The 15,410-nt window shown below is 68.3% G+C and carries 12 protein-coding genes; 8 read left to right on the plus strand and 4 right to left on the minus strand.

Going from position 1 to position 15,410, the window contains the following annotated elements; genetic code table 11:
* Nucleotides 1-33 precede the first annotated feature (33 nt).
* Entirely contained in the window at nucleotides 34-777 is a 744-nt protein-coding gene (locus ACIGJB_RS20165; RefSeq protein WP_483734063.1) for an IclR family transcriptional regulator, read from the minus strand.
* Nucleotides 778-904: 127 nt separating this feature from the next.
* On the opposite strand from ACIGJB_RS20165, the gene ACIGJB_RS20170 reads away from it, so the two are divergent.
* The 6 genes from ACIGJB_RS20170 to ACIGJB_RS20195 are packed head-to-tail and all read left to right on the plus strand — an operon-like array spanning nucleotide 905 to nucleotide 9,518.
* Nucleotides 905-2,524 carry an acyl-CoA carboxylase subunit beta gene (locus ACIGJB_RS20170; protein ID WP_483734064.1) on the plus strand — a complete coding sequence of 540 codons (1,620 nt, stop codon included), beginning with the start codon at nucleotides 905-907 and terminating at the stop codon, nucleotides 2,522-2,524.
* Between the two features lie 57 nt (nucleotides 2,525-2,581).
* On the plus strand, nucleotides 2,582-3,742 hold the full coding sequence (locus ACIGJB_RS20175; protein WP_483734065.1) for an acyl-CoA dehydrogenase family protein: 1,161 nt from the start codon (nucleotides 2,582-2,584) through the stop codon (nucleotides 3,740-3,742).
* Nucleotides 3,743-3,776: 34 nt separating this feature from the next.
* Entirely contained in the window at nucleotides 3,777-4,631 is an 855-nt protein-coding gene (locus ACIGJB_RS20180) for an enoyl-CoA hydratase/isomerase family protein (RefSeq protein WP_483734066.1), read from the plus strand.
* 31 nt (nucleotides 4,632-4,662) lie between these two features.
* Nucleotides 4,663-6,672 carry an acetyl/propionyl/methylcrotonyl-CoA carboxylase subunit alpha gene (locus ACIGJB_RS20185; protein ID WP_483734067.1) on the plus strand — a complete coding sequence of 670 codons (2,010 nt, stop codon included), beginning with the start codon at nucleotides 4,663-4,665 and terminating at the stop codon, nucleotides 6,670-6,672.
* The gene (locus tag ACIGJB_RS20190; protein WP_483734068.1) at nucleotides 6,669-8,468 is read left to right on the plus strand and encodes an acyclic terpene utilization AtuA family protein; all 1,800 of its coding nucleotides are present in this window, start codon (nucleotides 6,669-6,671) and stop codon (nucleotides 8,466-8,468) included. Before ACIGJB_RS20185 ends, ACIGJB_RS20190 begins: the two co-directional genes overlap by 4 nt.
* 51 nt (nucleotides 8,469-8,519) lie before the next feature.
* On the plus strand, nucleotides 8,520-9,518 hold the full coding sequence (locus ACIGJB_RS20195; protein WP_483734069.1) for a tripartite tricarboxylate transporter substrate binding protein: 999 nt from the start codon (nucleotides 8,520-8,522) through the stop codon (nucleotides 9,516-9,518).
* A 23-nt stretch (nucleotides 9,519-9,541) separates the two neighbouring features.
* Here ACIGJB_RS20195 and ACIGJB_RS20200 read toward each other — a convergent pair whose 3' ends face one another.
* Nucleotides 9,542-10,480 (minus strand): patatin-like phospholipase family protein, encoded by a 939-nt coding sequence (locus tag ACIGJB_RS20200; protein ID WP_483734070.1) that lies wholly within the window; start codon nucleotides 10,478-10,480, stop codon nucleotides 9,542-9,544.
* Between the two features lie 182 nt (nucleotides 10,481-10,662).
* Nucleotides 10,663-11,367: a YceH family protein gene (locus tag ACIGJB_RS20205; RefSeq protein WP_483734071.1), complete on the minus strand. Its 705-nt coding sequence runs from the start codon at nucleotides 11,365-11,367 to the stop codon at nucleotides 10,663-10,665.
* A 217-nt stretch (nucleotides 11,368-11,584) separates the two neighbouring features.
* Between ACIGJB_RS20205 and ACIGJB_RS20210 the strand changes: the two genes are divergently transcribed.
* The gene (locus ACIGJB_RS20210) at nucleotides 11,585-13,315 is read left to right on the plus strand and encodes an FAD-dependent oxidoreductase (RefSeq protein WP_483734072.1); all 1,731 of its coding nucleotides are present in this window, start codon (nucleotides 11,585-11,587) and stop codon (nucleotides 13,313-13,315) included.
* Nucleotides 13,316-13,346: 31 nt separating this feature from the next.
* On the opposite strand, the gene ACIGJB_RS20215 is transcribed toward ACIGJB_RS20210, so the two are convergent.
* A complete protein-coding gene (locus ACIGJB_RS20215; RefSeq protein ID WP_483734073.1) occupies nucleotides 13,347-14,252 on the minus strand; it encodes a LysR family transcriptional regulator in 906 nt (301 codons plus the stop codon).
* Between the two features lie 167 nt (nucleotides 14,253-14,419).
* On the opposite strand from ACIGJB_RS20215, the gene ACIGJB_RS20220 reads away from it, so the two are divergent.
* A complete protein-coding gene (locus tag ACIGJB_RS20220) occupies nucleotides 14,420-15,388 on the plus strand; it encodes a LysR family transcriptional regulator (RefSeq protein ID WP_483734074.1) in 969 nt (322 codons plus the stop codon).
* The last annotated feature ends 22 nt before the right edge of the window (nucleotides 15,389-15,410 follow it).

Raw genomic sequence — 15,410 nt, forward strand, 5'->3', positions numbered from 1 at the left:
CAGGACCGGCGTTGGCGATGCAATGGGTTGCCTTCAGTCCGCCGCGAACATCTCGCCAAGGATCCGTCCCATCTCATGCCGGCGCGCCACGGGCATGCGTGAAGCCGCCGACACGATGCTGATGGCGGCCTCCGCGTGCATGGCCATGGGCAGCGCGTAGCCCACGCCGGCCACGCCGTCGGCGCCCGCCAACGCATAGCCGCATGCGCGGCTGCGTTCCACGCCGCGCATGAGCTTCATCAGGCTCAGCCCGCCGGCTTCGTATTCGGCGCGGTGGCGTTCGTAGTGCGCCCGGACCGCATCATTGCCAAGACGCGCCAGCAAGGCCATGCTGCCGGTGCCCTGGCCCAGCAGGCGCGAGCTGCCGGTCAGCATGTGGAAGGACTTGATGCGGTGGCTGCCTTCCTCGGTATGCAGGCAGTGGCCGTGATCGCCGATGCGCACGATCAGGAAGACCGCGTCGCCGGTCAGGCGCGCCAGCGCCTTCATCCGGGTCACCAGCATGCTGCCCGGCGGCGGCCGGTTCATCGCGCGCAGCCCCAGCGACATGGCGGTCGTGCCCAGATGCAGGCGTTTGCTGCCTGGTTCCCGCTCGACATAGCCGGCGGCCTCCAGGAAGCGGGCCATGCGATGCGCCGTGGTGCGGTCGATCCCGGCCTGGGACGCCAGGTCTTGCAGGGTTAACCCAGCTTCATGATGCTCGGCCAGCCGTTCCAGCAGGGCGAAGGCACGGGTGAGGCTCTGGACCCCATTGGGCGTGGAGGGCTTGGCGGGCATGCGCAGGGGCGTGTGGTTGGACGGGATCGGGCTTGGCGTGCACATTATGCACAAACTGAGCGATTGAAGTTGTCGTGCGCCGTGCCGTGGTTTGCAATCCTCCCATCACGCAAACCAGGCCAGCACCATGATTCCCATCGAAACCCGCATCGACCCGTCATCCGACTCGTTTGCCAGACAGCGTGCCGGCATGCAGGCGCTGATCAACCGCCTGCACAGCCTGGAGCAGCGGGCCGTGGCCGCCTCGGAGCGTGCCCGTCCGGCCTTTGCCAAACGTGGCGCGCTGCTGCCGCGCGAACGCATCGGACGCCTGCTCGACGCCGGCGCGCCGTTCCTGCCGCTGGCGAGCCTGGCCGGTTTCGGCATGGATGATCCGAACCCCGACACATCGGTGCCGGGCGGTTCGCTCGTGGCCGGCATCGGCATCGTCTGCGGCGTGCGCTGCATGGTGCTGGCCACCGATTCCGGCATCGACGCCGGCGCCATGACCGAGGCCGGCAACATGAAGCTGATGCGCTGCCAGGAGATCGCGCTGGAAAACCGGCTGCCGTTCATCCATTTGGTGGAGTCGGCCGGCGCCAACCTGCGCAAGTACCGCGTGGACAAGTTCATCCGCGGCGGCAGCATCTTCTACAACCTCGCGCGCCTGTCGGCGGCCGGACTGCCGGTGATCACTGTGGTGCACGGTTCGTCGACGGCCGGCGGTGCCTACATGCCCGGCCTGTCGGACTACGTGGTCATGGTGCGCAACCGCGCCCGCGCGTTCCTGGCGGGCCCGCCGCTGCTCAAGGCCGCCACCGGCGAGATTGCAACCGATGAAGAGCTCGGCGGCGCGGACTTGCACGCCACCGTCAGCGGCCTGGCCGAATACCTGGCCGAGGACGACGAGCACGCCATTGCCACCGCGCGCGACATCGTGGCCAGCCTCGACTGGCCGGACGTGTCGCCGGCGCCGGCGCAGCCGGTGCGTGCGCCGCGCCTGGACCCGGCCGAACTCGATGGCGTGATGACGCTGGACATGAAGCGTCCCGTCGACATGCGCGAGGTGATCGCGCGCATCGTCGACGATTCCGCATGGCTGCCGTTCAAGCCCGATTACGGCCCCGGCACCGTGTGCGGCCATGCGCGCATCGTAGGCCATGCGGTTGGCTTCATCACCAACAATGGTCCGATCGACCCGGCCGGCGCGACCAAGGCCGCGCAGTTCATCCAGCTGTGCAACCAGTCGGGCACGCCGATCGTGTTCCTGCAGAACACCACCGGCTTCATCGTGGGCCGCGCCTCGGAAGAGGCGGGCATGATCAAGCACGGCTCGAAGATGATCCAGGCACTGTCCAACTCGACCGTGCCGCAGATCACGATCTACTGCGGCGCCTCATTCGGCGCGGGCAATTTCGGCATGTGCGGCCGCGGCTTCCACCCGCGCTTCTGCTTCTCGTGGCCCAACGCACGCACCGCGGTGATGGGCGGCGAGCAGGCCGCCATGACGCTGGAGATCGTGGCGCGACAGCAGGCCGAGCGCAAGGGCAAGGCGGTCGATGAAGCGCAGCTTGCCGCGCAGACCGAGGATATCGTCGCCAACTTCGAACGCCAGGCCAGCGCCTTTGTCACCAGCGGCCTGTTGCTGGATGACGGCGTGATCGACCCGCGTGACACGCGTGCCGTGCTTGCCTTCGTGCTGGCCACCGCGCGCGAAGCGAACTTGCGTCAGCCGCGCGCCATGCAATTCGGTGTGGCTCGCATGTAAGCGCGCCCGGCCATACTGCAACGAACATCAAGCCAACAAGAATCCCTGGAGACCAGCATGCTGTACACCGAAGACCACCGCAATATCATGGACAGCATCCGCCGCTTCGTGTCGGCGGAGATCGACCCGCACGTCGAAGAATGGGAGGCCGCCGAGATTTTCCCCGCGCACGAGCTGTTCAAGAAGATGGGCAATCTTGGCTTCCTGGGCATCACCAAGCCAGTCGAATACGGCGGCCTGGGGCTCGACTTCTCCTATGCCGTTGCCGCGGCGGAGGCGCTGGGCTATGCGCGTGCGCAAGGCATCGGCATGGGCGTAGGCGTGCAGACCGACATGGCCACGCCGGCGCTGACCGCGTTCGGTTCCGACGCGCTCAAGCGCGAATTCCTGGCCCCGGCCATTGCGGGCGACATGGTGTGCTCGATCGGGGTGTCGGAAGCCGGGGCCGGCTCCGATGTGGCGTCGCTCAAGACGCGCGCGCGCCGCGACGGCGACGACTACGTCATCAGCGGCTCCAAGATGTGGATCACCAACGGCACGCAGTCCGATTGGATCTGCCTGCTGTGCAACACCTCCGACGGCCCGGTGCATAAGAACAAGTCGCTGATCGTGGTGCCGCTCAAGGAGAACGGCAAGCGCGTGAAGGGCGTGGAAGTGCAGAAGATCAGGAAGTTTGGCATGTGGTGCTCCGACACCGCGCAGATCTTCTTCGACGAAGTGCGTGTGCCGGTGCGCAACCGCATCGGCGAAGAGGGCATGGGCTTTATCTACCAGATGAAGCAGTTCCAGGAAGAGCGCCTGAACGGCGCCGCGCGCCGCCTGGCCTGCACGGCGCTGATCGAGGAGACCGCCGAATACTTGCGCCAGCGCGTCGCTTTCGGCAAGCCGCTGCTGGACAACCAGTTTATCCAGTTCAAGCTGGCCGAGCTCAAGACCGAGATGGAGGCGCTGCGCGCGCTGGTCTACGTGGCCACGCAGACCTATATCAACGGTGGCGAGGTGACCGAGCTGGCGTCGATGGCCAAGCTCAAGGCAGGGCGCCTGTCGCGCGAGGTGGCGGACTGGTGCATGCAGTTCCAGGGCGGCATGGGCTACACGTGGGACAACCACGCGTCGCGCGCCTATCGCGATTTCCGCCTCGGTTCGATCGGCGGCGGCGCCGATGAAGTGATGCTGCAGGTCATCGCCAAGCAGATGGGCCTGATGTCGCGCGGCTGAGCGCTTGACGGACCCTCATCAACGACACACTGCCATGCCAGACACCTCGCAGAACGACGGCGTGATCGTTCGCCGCGCCAGCGGCGTCCTGTTCGCGACGCTGAACATTCCCGCCACGCGCAATGCGCTCGCGCCTGAAGTCGTGGCCGCGCTGGCCGCCGCCGTGGAACAGGCGGAGTCCGATCCTGAAATCCGTGCACTGGTGCTGCGCGGCGCCGGCGGCATCTTCAGCGCCGGCGGCAACGTCGGCAATTTCCAGGCACGCTTGCAGGCCGATGCCAGCCAGGAAGATCCGGTCGCCACGCGCAATCGCCAGTTCGGCTACTTCATGGAGCGCCTGTCGGAACTGCAGGTGCCCGTGATTGTCGCCGTCGATGGCGCGGCCATGGGCGGCGGCATGGGTTTGGCGTGCGCGGCGGACATCGTTCTGGCTACGCGTGATGCACGTTTCGCGCTGTCGGAGACGACGCTGGGCATTATCGCCGCGCAGATTGCGCCGTTCGTGGTGCAGCGCCTGGGCGCTGTGGCCACGCGCCGGCTCGGGCTGACCGGCGAGCGCGTCAGCGGCCCATCGGCGGTGGCCATCGGCCTGGTCGACCAGCTTGCTGAAGACAGTGCCGAACTGGATGCGCTGATCGCCGAATGGCTGACGCGCATTGGCCGGTGCGGGCCGCACGCCAACCGCACGTTCAAGACGCTGGTGGGCCGTTGTGGCCAGGAGCCGCTCTCATCCGTCTCGCCGCTGCTGGACGAGGCATCGCGCCTGTTCGCGCAATGCATGCGGCGCGAAGGCGCCGAAGGCGTTGCGGCCTTCCGCGAGAAGCGCGACGCGAGCTGGGTGGCGCGCTTCGATGCCGACACCGTCCGCGCCGCGCAGGCTATTGCCTGAGGCTTTCAAAAGAGATTCACGGGATTCCTTCATGTCCGCTACCCGCCGACCTTTCCATACGCTGCTTGTCGCCAACCGCGGCGAGATTGCCGTGCGCATCATGCGCACCGCGCGCCGCCTCGGCCTGGCCACGGTGGCTGTCTATTCCGAGGCCGACAGGCATAGCCCGCATGTGGCTGCAGCGGACCGCGCCGTCTGGATCGGCGCCGCCGCGCCGCGCGAGTCGTACCTGAATATTGCGGCGATCCTCGATGCCGCGCGCAGGAGCGGCGCCGATGCCGTGCATCCGGGCTACGGCTTCCTGGCCGAGAATGCCGAGTTTGCCGAGGCCGTCGTGGCCGCCGGGCTGGTCTTCGTCGGTCCGCCGGCGCAGGCCATCCGCGCCATGGGCAACAAGGCCGAGGCCAAGCGCCTGATGCTCGCCGCCGACATGCCGTGCGTGCCTGGCTACCAGGGCACCGCGCAGGACGACGCCACACTGCTGGCGCAGTCGGGCCAGATCGGCTTTCCGCTGATGGTCAAGGCAGCAGCCGGTGGTGGCGGGCGCGGCATGCGGCTGGTGCGCGATGCCGCAGGCCTGCCCGCGGCACTGGCCAGCGCCCGCTCTGAAGCGCTGACCGCGTTCGGTTCCGGCGAACTGATCCTGGAACGCGCCGTGATCGCGCCGCGCCACGTGGAAATCCAGGTGTTCGCCGATACCCACGGCAATGTGATCCACCTTGGCGAGCGCGACTGCTCGGTGCAGCGCCGCCATCAGAAGGTCATCGAAGAGGCACCGTCGCCGGCCGTCGGTCCCGCGCTGCGTGCGCGCATGGGTGACGCCGCCGTGCGCGCCGCGCGCGCGATCGGCTATGTCGGCGCGGGCACCATGGAGTTCCTGCTCGATGGCGACGCCAACTTCTATTTCATGGAGATGAACACGCGCCTGCAGGTCGAACATGCTGTCACGGAAGCGATCACGGGGTTCGACCTGGTCGAGTGGCAACTGCGGGTGGCCGCAGGCGAACCGCTACCGGTCGCGCAGGACGACGTGCGGCTGAACGGCCATGCGATCGAGGTCCGGCTCACCGCGGAAGACGTCCCTGCCGGCTTCCTGCCACAGGGCGGACCGCTGATGCGCTGGCGCCCGCCTGCCACGGGCCGCGACGTGCGCGTGGACCACGCGCTGGAAGAGGGTGGGGCCATTCCTACGCACTATGACTCGATGATCGCCAAGCTGGTCGCGCACGGCGCCAACCGCGAAGAGGCGCGGCGCAAGCTGCTGCGCGCGGTGGAAGATTGCGTGCTGCTGGGAGTGCCGTCCAACCAGGCTTTCCTGGCTGATTGCCTGGCCAGCCCGGCCTTTGCCGGCAACGACGTCCACACTGGTTTTGTCTACACGCATATGCCGGCCGCGCTGACCGCCACGGTGCCGCCGCCGCACGTCGCGGCAAGCGCCGCGCTGGTCGCCGCGGGCGTGCTGGACGGTGGCAGCCAGCCGGCGGCGTTGGCCCGAACGGCGTCCAGCATCGCGCTGGGTGCAGCGGGCCAGTCGTGGAACGTGATGCTGCACGCTGCAGGCGACGGCTGGCATGTCAGCCTGCGCGAGCGTGATGGCGATGCGCCGGCCGAAACCTGCGTGGTGCGCGTGCTGCGTGCCGACCCGCAGGACGGCACCGCGTTGGTGGAGTGCGACGGCGTCGCGTATCCGCTGGTGTTCGCAGTGGACCAGCCTGCGCTGCACCTGTTCCAGGCCGGCCGCGCGTGGAGGTTCCAGCGCCATGATCCGCGCCGCCGGCGCGGTATCGGCGATAGCGGCGATGCCGACGGCCTTCTGCAGGCCCCGCTGACGGCGCGCATCGTGTCCGTGCACGTCGCCGAAGGCGACCGCGTGGCAGCCGGCGAGCCGCTCGTGGTGCTGGAAGCCATGAAGATGGAGCACATCATTGCTGCCCCATTCGCGGGCGTGGTGGCTGAACTGGCCGCACGCGCAGGCGGACAAGCCAGCGCGGGGGCGCTGCTGGCCCGCGTGGAAGCTGACGCCGGCAAGGAGCGTGCATGACCGATACCGCCAAGACCATCCGCATCGGCGGCGCCTCGGGCTTCTGGGGGGATTCCGCGATTGCCACGCCGCAGTTGCTGACTGTGCCGGGCATGCAGTACCTGGTCTACGACTACCTGGCCGAGACGACCATGTCGATCCTGGCGCGCGCCCGTGCCAAGGATCCTGCGTTGGGCTATGCGACGGATTTCGTGAACGCCGCCATGGCACCGAACCTTGGCGAGATCCTGGGCCGCGGCATCCGCGTCGTCGCCAATGCCGGTGGCCTGAATCCCCAGGCGTGCCGCGATGCGCTCCTGAAGGTGGCCGCGCAGCAAGGGCTGTCGCCGCGCATCGCGGTGGTGACGGGGGACGACGTGCAGGCGCAGTTCGCGCAATGGTGCGAGCAAGGGCTGACGGATCTTGGCGGCCAGCCGGTGCCGACCATGGAGCCATGGTCCGCCAACGTCTACACCGGCGCGCAGGGCATTGCGCGCGCGCTGGGGCTTGGGGCGGACATCGTCGTCGCCGGACGCTGCGTGGACAGCGCGGTGGTGGTGGGCGTGCTGGCCCACGAGTTCGAATGGGACTGGACCGACTGGGACCGCCTGGCCGCCGGGACGCTGGCCGGTCATGTGATCGAGTGCGGCGCGCAGGCCACGGGCGGCTTGTTCACCGACTGGCAGCGCGTGCCGGACTGGGACCGCATGGGCTATCCGGTGATCGACTGCGCGCACGACGGCAGTTTCCTGCTGAGCAAGCCGGACGACACCGGCGGACTGGTCGATCCGGCCGCGGTGGCGGAGCAGGTCTTGTACGAGGTCGGCGATCCCGCCAACTACCTGATGCCCGACGTGACCTGCGACTTCCGCGCGGTGCGCACCGAACTGGCCGCACCTGGCAGGGTGCGCGTATCGGGCGCGCGCGGCCGGGCGCCCGGCAGCCATTACAAGGGCAACGCCACCTGGCAGGACGGCTACCAGATCAGCTTGATGATGGCGATCCGCGGCATCGATGCCCCCGCCAAGGCGCGCCGCACGGCCGATGCGCTGCTCCGGCGCACGCGTGACATGCTGGCCGCGCGCGGCCTGCCGGACTACAGCGAGACCATCGTCGAGTTGCTTGGCTGTGAATCGCAATACGGGCCGCATGCGCGCGACCTGCCCACGAGAGAGGTGGTGCTGCGCATCGGCGCACGCCATGAACAGGCCAAGGCGCTGGCCTTCCTGCAGCGCGAGTGCTCGTCCGCCGGCACCTCGATGGCGGCGGGCACGCGCTCGTCGTTCTCGGGGCGGGTCGACATCCAGCCCGTGGTCAAAGTGTTTTCCTTCCTGGTGCCGAAGGCGGACGTGCCGATGCGCGTGGGGTTCGATGGCGGCGAGATCCTCCTGGCCAAGGCCGCACTGTGTGGCGACGAGGCAGCTCCCGCGGTCATCGACATGCCTGCTCTGCCGCCGGTACCTGATGGACCCCGCGTGGCGTGCCCGCTGGTCGCGCTGGCCTACGCCCGCAGTGGCGACAAGGGTGATGACGAAAACATCGGCGTGATCGCGCGCCGGCCTGAGTACCTCGCGCTGTTGCGCGAACAGCTTACGCCGCAGGCTGTGCGTGCGTACTTTGCCCATCTCGTGCATGGCGAGGTCGAGCGGTTCGAGGTGCCAGGGCTGCATGCGCTGAATTTCCTGATGCATGGGGCGCTGGGCGGCGGCGGTGTCGCGAGCCTGCGCTCCGACCCGCTTGGCAAGAGCTTCGCGCAGATGCTGCTGGATTTCCCGGTTTCCATCCCGCAGAGCTGGGTGCAGGACTTGAGCGACTGATTGACAGAACCGACGCGCCGGCAACAGGCGCTCATCCGACAAGGAGGAGACATGACGCACAACAAGCCCAACGGGCGCATCCGCAGATTGCTGGGCCTTGGCCTGTTCGCAGGATTGATGGCCGGCGCGATGCCGGCCATCGCGCAAGGCGACAACTGGCCGAGCCATCCGGTGCGCGTGGTCGTGCCCTACACGCCGGGCGGCGTTTCCGACGCCGTCACGCGGCTCGTGATGCAGAAACTGGCCGAGCGCATCGGCCAGCCGGTGGTGGTGGAAAACCGCCCCGGCGCCAATGGCATGATCGGCTCGGACAACGTCGCCAAGTCCGCGCCGGACGGCTACTCGCTGCTGGTCGTGGTGGCGGCGCACGCGATCAACCCGAGCCTGTATCCGCGCATGAGCTACGACCCGGTCAGGGACCTGACCGGCGTCAGCCTGATCGGCCGCATTCCGCTGCTGCTGGTGTCGAGCGCGCAACTGCCGCCCACCAACGTGAAGGAGCTTGTGAGCTGGGGCAAGGCCCATCCGGACAAGCTGACCTTTGCTTCGAGCGGCAATGGCTCGGGTGCCCACCTGGCCGGCGAACTGTTCGCGCAGACTACGGGCGTGAAGATGGTCCACGTGCCATACAAGGGGATTTCGCCGGCGCTGCCCGACCTGTTCTCGGGGCAGGTGGCCATCATCTTCGATTCGGTGCAGACCATGATGCCGCAGGTGAAGGCCGGCAAGGTGCGCGCGCTGGCCATCTCCAGCCCCACGCGCTGGCCGGCTGCGCCGGACGTGCCGACCATGGCCGAGGCCGGTTATCCGACCGTGACGGCCAGCAGCTGGATCGGCCTGATCGCGCCGGCCAAAACGCCGCCCGCGGTGCTGGCGAAGATTTCCGCGGAGATGGATGCCGTGCTGCACCAGCCTGACGTCCGCGCCCGCTTGATCGACTACGGCATCGACCCGGTCGGCGGCAAGGCTGACCAGTTCCAGGCCTTCATCAGGGAGGAGTCGGTGCGCTGGGGCGAGGTGGTGAAGAAGGGCGGCGTGAAGGTGGAGTGAGGGTGGAGTGAAAGCCCGGCGCGCTATAGGTGGTGTTCCGCGCCGGACGATGCCTGCGGCGGCCGGGGCGGCGTCATGTCGGCACTGCAGTTCGGCGCGTCCGCATCGTGCGTATGCGTATGCGGATGGAGCGCCCCTGGCACATTCTCGCTTTCGAGCCCGTCATGCGACAGCCACAGTGCAGTGGTGCTGGCCGCGCGGTCGATCAGCTCGCCGCAGCGCGAGTAATCGTAGGGCGAGATATCGAGCGGGCAAAGCGGCGGCACCACGGAGATATGCGCGTGGCTGCCCCAGTGCTGCAGGTCGTGGACGAGCTGGCGCGCGACCAGCAGCGAGAGCGCATTGAAAGCATGCTCCAGCGCCCCACGCGGCGGCCGCCGCTCGGAGCACGTAAAGCCCGCCGGCAGCACGATCACGCGCGTGGCCCCGAGCCGCACGGCGGTCGACACTGGCGTATTGTTCGCCACGCCGCCATCGATCAGCGTGCGTCCCTCGAACTGCACGGGCGGGAAGACGCCGGGAATGGCCGCACTGGCCAGCACCGCATCCACGATCGCGCCGCTGGAAAGCAGGACTTCCGCGCCGCTCTGCATGTCGGTGGCCACGACGTGCAGTGGAAGCGCGGAGCCTTCCAGCCGCGCGTCGCCAAAATTGCGGCTCAGCAGCGTGCGCAAGCCGTAGGCGTCCACCAGGTAGCCGCGGCTGCCGCCCAGCATGCCCAGTACGCTGCGCCAGGACCACGGCATGATCTCCGCGCGCCGGATCGTGCGCCACAGCTGTTCGAGCCGCGCTGCCCCGTCGCGCCCCGGGTTGCAGGCGAAATAGGCCCCGTTGATGGCCCCTGCGGAGGCCCCGATCACGAGGTCGGGGGTCAGGCCCGACGCGACCAGTTCCCGCAGCATGCCGACCTGGATCGCACCCAGGCTGCCGCCACCGGCAAAGACGAAAGCGGTTTTTTCCATGGTATGGGTCCGGCGCATGTAAGCGCCGGCTGGTTGAAGTCGTCCTGAGCAAAGCTTAGGCGACACCACGGCCGGCGATCGTTTGCGCAATTAACCGACAGGAATTTCCCCCACACTATAAATCGACCTGCGGTCGCATCGGCCTGTACGAAGGGGGCGGGCTAAGCCGTCGCCCTCGCTGGTCAGCCGGCCAGCGCGTCGGGGTCGATGCCCAGCTGGCTGGCCATGTGCTCCACCAGGGCTTCCAGCCGCTGGACGCGGTTGGAAAGCTCGCGCTGCTCGGCGCGCAGCCGTTCGAGTTCGGACGGTGCCACCGATTCTTCGGCCGAGGCTGACCCGCTCAGGGCCAGGGACTCCGCGCTGATTTCGCCACCGAGCAGGTGCATCCAGCGATGCTCGCGCTCGCCCGGTGCGCGCGCCAGCTTCACGACATAGGGCGGTTCGTGTTCAGCCAGCTCGTCAAGAAAGGCTTCGACCGACGAGATATCCGCGAAGGCATGCAGTCGCACCGTGTTCAGGCGCAGCTCCGCCGCCGTCTGCGCACCGCGCAGGAGCAGCATGGCGAGCAGCGCCGCCGATTGCGACGGCACGCCCAGCACGCGGCCCATATTGTGTTCAAAGCGCGGCACGCGGCTGCTGCTGCCTTCAAAAACCAGGCTCAGTCCTTTCAGGCCGTCGATGGCGACCACCACTTCCGCTTCCGTGACGTTCATGACCGGCGAACGCGCCGTCTTCTGGTTGCAGCCCGCGGTCAGCGCATTGAGCGAGAGCGGATAGGTGTCTGGCACGGTGTGCTGCTTTTCCAGCAGGACGCCAAGTACGCGCCCTTCGATCGGGGTCAGGGTCCGGATCGGCTGGCGGGAAGGATTTTCAGGCGTGGCGCTCATCAAGGGTCCGTGTCGTAGTGCAGTGGGCCGAAGCCGGCAAGGCGGACATTCAAGCGCAAGCTGGCGGAATGCGCAACTCCCGGCGGCCCTGAGGCGGCTCCCTCGCGCCCCAGCGCTCGCTTCCTCGCCGCTGCGGACTACTATCGATGAGGTGCGATGGTCGGCCGCGCCGGCTGTGCGCGCAGGCCGACAAATCCATGGATGATGGGGGGCAAGCATGGCGCAAGCGGAACTGACGGCGGGCGTTGAAGGGCAGGGCACCGAGGCGGCAGCCGGCCTCGACGCGCCCTATTCGACGCTGGAATCGCGGCAGCACCAGATGTTCCCGACGCTCAGCGCCGAGGAAGTCGCTCGCATGCGCCATTTCGGCACCATGCAGCACTGGCACGCCGGCGAGCACCTGTTTTCGGTCGGGCAGGCCGGCCGCGGCATGTACGTGGTGGTCCGTGGCAGCATCCAGATCGTCCGTCGCGACGGCCTCGGGCGCGAGAACCTGATCACCGACCTCGGTCCGGGCATGTTCTCGGCCGAAGTCGGCACCCTGAGCGGCCGTCCGTCGCTGGTGGACGGCCGCGCACTGGACGATTCCGAGGGCTTCGTCATTCCGCCCGACCGGCTGCGCGCGCTGCTGGTGGCGGAGGCCGAACTAGGCGAGCGCATCATGCGCGCGCTGATCCTGCGCCGGGTCGGGCTGATCGAGTCCGGCAGCGGTCCGGTGCTGGTCGGGCACGGCACGGAGCCATTGCTGCTGACGCTGCAGGCGTTCCTGCGCCGCAATGGGCATCCGTACACGGTGATCGACATGGACACCGAGCGCGATTGCACCTGCCTGAGCGAGTTCGCGAACGCGCCGGCGTCGGACTTTCCGCTCGTGATCTGCCCGGACGGCCGCGTACTGCGCGCGCCCGACGAAGGCCAACTGGCCTCCTGCCTCGGCCTGCTGCCCGAATTCGACCCGGCGCACGTCTATGACGTGGTCGTGGTGGGCGCGGGCCCGGCCGGTTTGGCCACAGCGGTGTATGCCGCGTCCGAAGGCCTGTCGGTGGCCGTGATCGATTGCCGTTCGCCGGGCGGGCAGGCCGGTGCCAGCGCGCGCATCGAGAACTACCTTGGCTTTCCCACCGGCATTTCCGGCCAGGCGCTGGCCGGGCGCGCATTCGTGCAGGCGCTCAAGTTCGGCGCCCACATTGCCATTCCGCTCGAGGTCAAGGCCCTGCATTGCGGATCGGACCCGATCCGGCTGGAGCTGGCCGACGGCCGCATGATCGCGACGCACACGGTGGTCATCGCCACCGGCGCCCAATACCGCCGGCCGGCGATTGCCGCGCTCGAGCGCTTCGAGGGACGCGGCGTGTACTACTGGGCCTCGCCCGTGGAGGCCAAGCTGTGCAAGAACGAGCCGGTGATGCTGGTGGGCGGCGGCAACTCCGCCGGACAGGCCGCCGTGTACCTGGCGACGCATGCGGCGCAAGTGCATATGCTGGTGCGTGGACAGGGGCTTGCTGCCACCATGTCGCGCTACCTGATCGACCGGATCGCCGGGCTGCCGAACGTACAACTTCACAACCATGCGGAAATCCGTGCGCTCAACGGGGACGGCTGGCTTTCCGACGTGCGCTATCACGCCCCCACGGAAAGCGATGCGCTGGTGTCGCTGCCAGTGCGCCACCTGTTCCTGTTTATCGGTGCCGATCCCAATGCGTCGTGGCTGCGTACCTGCAATGTGGAGACCGACGACAAGGGCTTCGTGCGCACGGGCGGGGGCGCGCTGGGCTGCGCGTCGGCAGTGCCGTATCCCTTGCAGACCAGCGTGCCAGGCGTATTCGCGATCGGTGACGTGCGTTCGGGGTCGACCAAGCGTGTCGCCGCGGCGGTAGGCGAGGGCGCAGCCGTGGTCGCGCAGATCCACAGCTATCTCGCCGGACTGCCGGCCACACAGGCCGCCTGATCTGCGGCCCGGAGGTGGGGGATTCCGCCGGCTACTCTTCCTCCATCCCTCCGAAGCGCTCGGCCAGGTGGTCGATCAGCATTCTGACCGCCGGCAGCAGACCCCGCCGCGAGGCAAAGACGGCATGCAGGATCTCGCGCCGCGGCGCCCACCCTGGCAGGACCTTCACCAGCGAGCCGTCGCCGAGCTGGTCGCGCACCATCATCACCGGCAGCTGGCAGACCCCGACGCCCGCGACGGCCGCATTCCGCACGGCCACCATGTCGCCGGTGACATAGCGCGGGCGGTGATGGATGTTGGCCTGCTCGCCGTCGGGGCCGAACAGCCGCCAGGCGTGGTCCGCCTGCGGGGTGCCAACGGCCAGGCTCGGCCAGTCATGAAGCGCGGCGGGAAACTGCGGCATGCCGAATGCCCGCACCAGCGACGGACTGGCCACCAGGCACTGGCTGCGCTCCGCCAGCGGGCGGATGACCAGGTCGCTGTCTTCGAGCGGTGGCGGGCGCACGCGGATAGCGACATCGATAGCTTCCGCCACCGGATCGACACGCCGGTTGGTGGCCTCCAGATGGATGGCCACCAGCGGATGCCGCGCCATGAACTCGCCCAGCATCGTTCCCACATGGGCCTGCAGCAGCGCGACCGGGCAAGTCACGCGGACCGTGCCGCGCGGCTCGGCACGCGTGACTTCAATGGCTTCCTGCGCGGCCTCCGCCTGCACCAGCATGGCCTTGCAGTGCTCGTAGTAGATGCGGCCGATCTCCGTGACGGCAAAACGGCGCGTCGAGCGCTGGATCAGGCGCACGCCAAGCCGTTCCTCCAGCATCGCCATGCGGCGGCTCAGGCGGGATTTCGGCATGCCCAGCGCGCGGCCGGCCGGCGCGAAGCCGCCATGGTCGACGGCCTGCACATAGAGGTAGAGGTCGTTCAGGTCTTGCAAACCGTGTCCTTATCGTTCATGAAACAGGACTCTGATGCGCGGAATTGCCATCTAGAGGCGAATTCGTCCCAATACTATGCTTGAACTGTCGTATCGAGCAACAGAGGTCCACCATCATGGGGCGCCGCCAAGGCGGGCGGCCTCGGCGGACGTGCAAGGGGACATTGATGTCATTGCGAACCGAAGATATCCAGGCCTATCTCTATGTGGTCGAGCTTGGCGGCATCAGCGCCGCGGCACGGCGCATGGGTTTGTCCAAGTCCGTGGTCAGCAAGCGCATCAGCGACCTGGAGCGCGAGCTGGGAGTATCGCTGCTGCAGCGCTCCTCGCGCAGCATCCGGCCGTCGGAGAGCGGCCGCTACTTCTACGAGCAGGCGCGCGCCGCGCTGAGCCAGCTCGACCATGCGGCGCAGGCGGTCTCCGACGCCGCGCGCGAGCTGTGCGGCGAATTACGCGTGCTGGCGCCGATGACTTTTGGCACGCGCTGGCTGTCGCCGCTGATTGCGGCCTTTGCGCGCGACCATCCGCGCCTGAACCTGATTCTCGAACTCGACGACAAGCTCGCCGATGTGGGCTATGAGCGCTACGACGTGGCCATCCGCATCACGCGTCTTGGCGACAGTTCGCTGATTGCGCGCCAGCTTGCTGTCAGCCGGCGCGTGCTGTGCTGCAGTCCCGCATACGCCGACCGCGCGGGCCTGCCGCGGGGGCTCGACGATATCGCGCAGCACGCCTGCCTGGCCTACAGCAACTCGCCGCCGGGGCAGGTGTGGGCTTTCGCCGATCCGTCGGCAAAGGGCGGCCAGCGCAGCATCACGCCGCGCGGCGTGTTCACCGCCAATAACGGCGAAGTGCTGCGCGATGCGGCGCTGGCCGGGCAGGGCCTGGCCGTGCTGCCGCGCTTCATCGTCTGGGATGATCTGCGTGCCGGCCGCCTGGTGGAAGTGCTGCCGGAGCTGCCGCCCGTGGACGACGGCATCTTTGCCGTCTATCCGCGCAGCGGCTTCGGCTCGGTCAAGCTGCGCACGCTGGTGCAATATCTCCAGGCCTCGCTGGCGCGGCCGCCGTGGGAAGACCCGGAATTTGCCGGGGCCGGGGCCGGGCCGCTCAGGCTGTTGCAAGGCGGCGCCGCCTGAGCCGCGCGGCGGCGCCGGCGGC

The organism is Cupriavidus sp. C2SS-8b (genome assembly GCF_057073745.1).

Bases quoted from the DNA above. Each gene is read 5' to 3' on its own strand.
- ACIGJB_RS20180 (WP_483734066.1), top strand. From the start codon at position 3,777: ATGCCAGACACCTCGCAGAACGACGGCGTGATCGTTCGCCGCGCCAGC.
- ACIGJB_RS20170 (WP_483734064.1), top strand. From the start codon at position 905: ATGATTCCCATCGAAACCCGCATCGACCCGTCATCCGACTCGTTTGCC.
- ACIGJB_RS20210 (WP_483734072.1), top strand. From the start codon at position 11,585: ATGGCGCAAGCGGAACTGACGGCGGGCGTTGAAGGGCAGGGCACCGAG.
- ACIGJB_RS20200 (WP_483734070.1), bottom strand. From the start codon at position 10,480: ATGGAAAAAACCGCTTTCGTCTTTGCCGGTGGCGGCAGCCTGGGTGCG.
- ACIGJB_RS20190 (WP_483734068.1), top strand. From the start codon at position 6,669: ATGACCGATACCGCCAAGACCATCCGCATCGGCGGCGCCTCGGGCTTC.
- ACIGJB_RS20175 (WP_483734065.1), top strand. From the start codon at position 2,582: ATGCTGTACACCGAAGACCACCGCAATATCATGGACAGCATCCGCCGC.
- ACIGJB_RS20165 (WP_483734063.1), bottom strand. From the start codon at position 777: ATGCCCGCCAAGCCCTCCACGCCCAATGGGGTCCAGAGCCTCACCCGT.
- ACIGJB_RS20205 (WP_483734071.1), bottom strand. From the start codon at position 11,367: ATGAGCGCCACGCCTGAAAATCCTTCCCGCCAGCCGATCCGGACCCTG.
- ACIGJB_RS20185 (WP_483734067.1), top strand. From the start codon at position 4,663: ATGTCCGCTACCCGCCGACCTTTCCATACGCTGCTTGTCGCCAACCGC.
- ACIGJB_RS20220 (WP_483734074.1), top strand. From the start codon at position 14,420: ATGTCATTGCGAACCGAAGATATCCAGGCCTATCTCTATGTGGTCGAG.
- ACIGJB_RS20195 (WP_483734069.1), top strand. From the start codon at position 8,520: ATGACGCACAACAAGCCCAACGGGCGCATCCGCAGATTGCTGGGCCTT.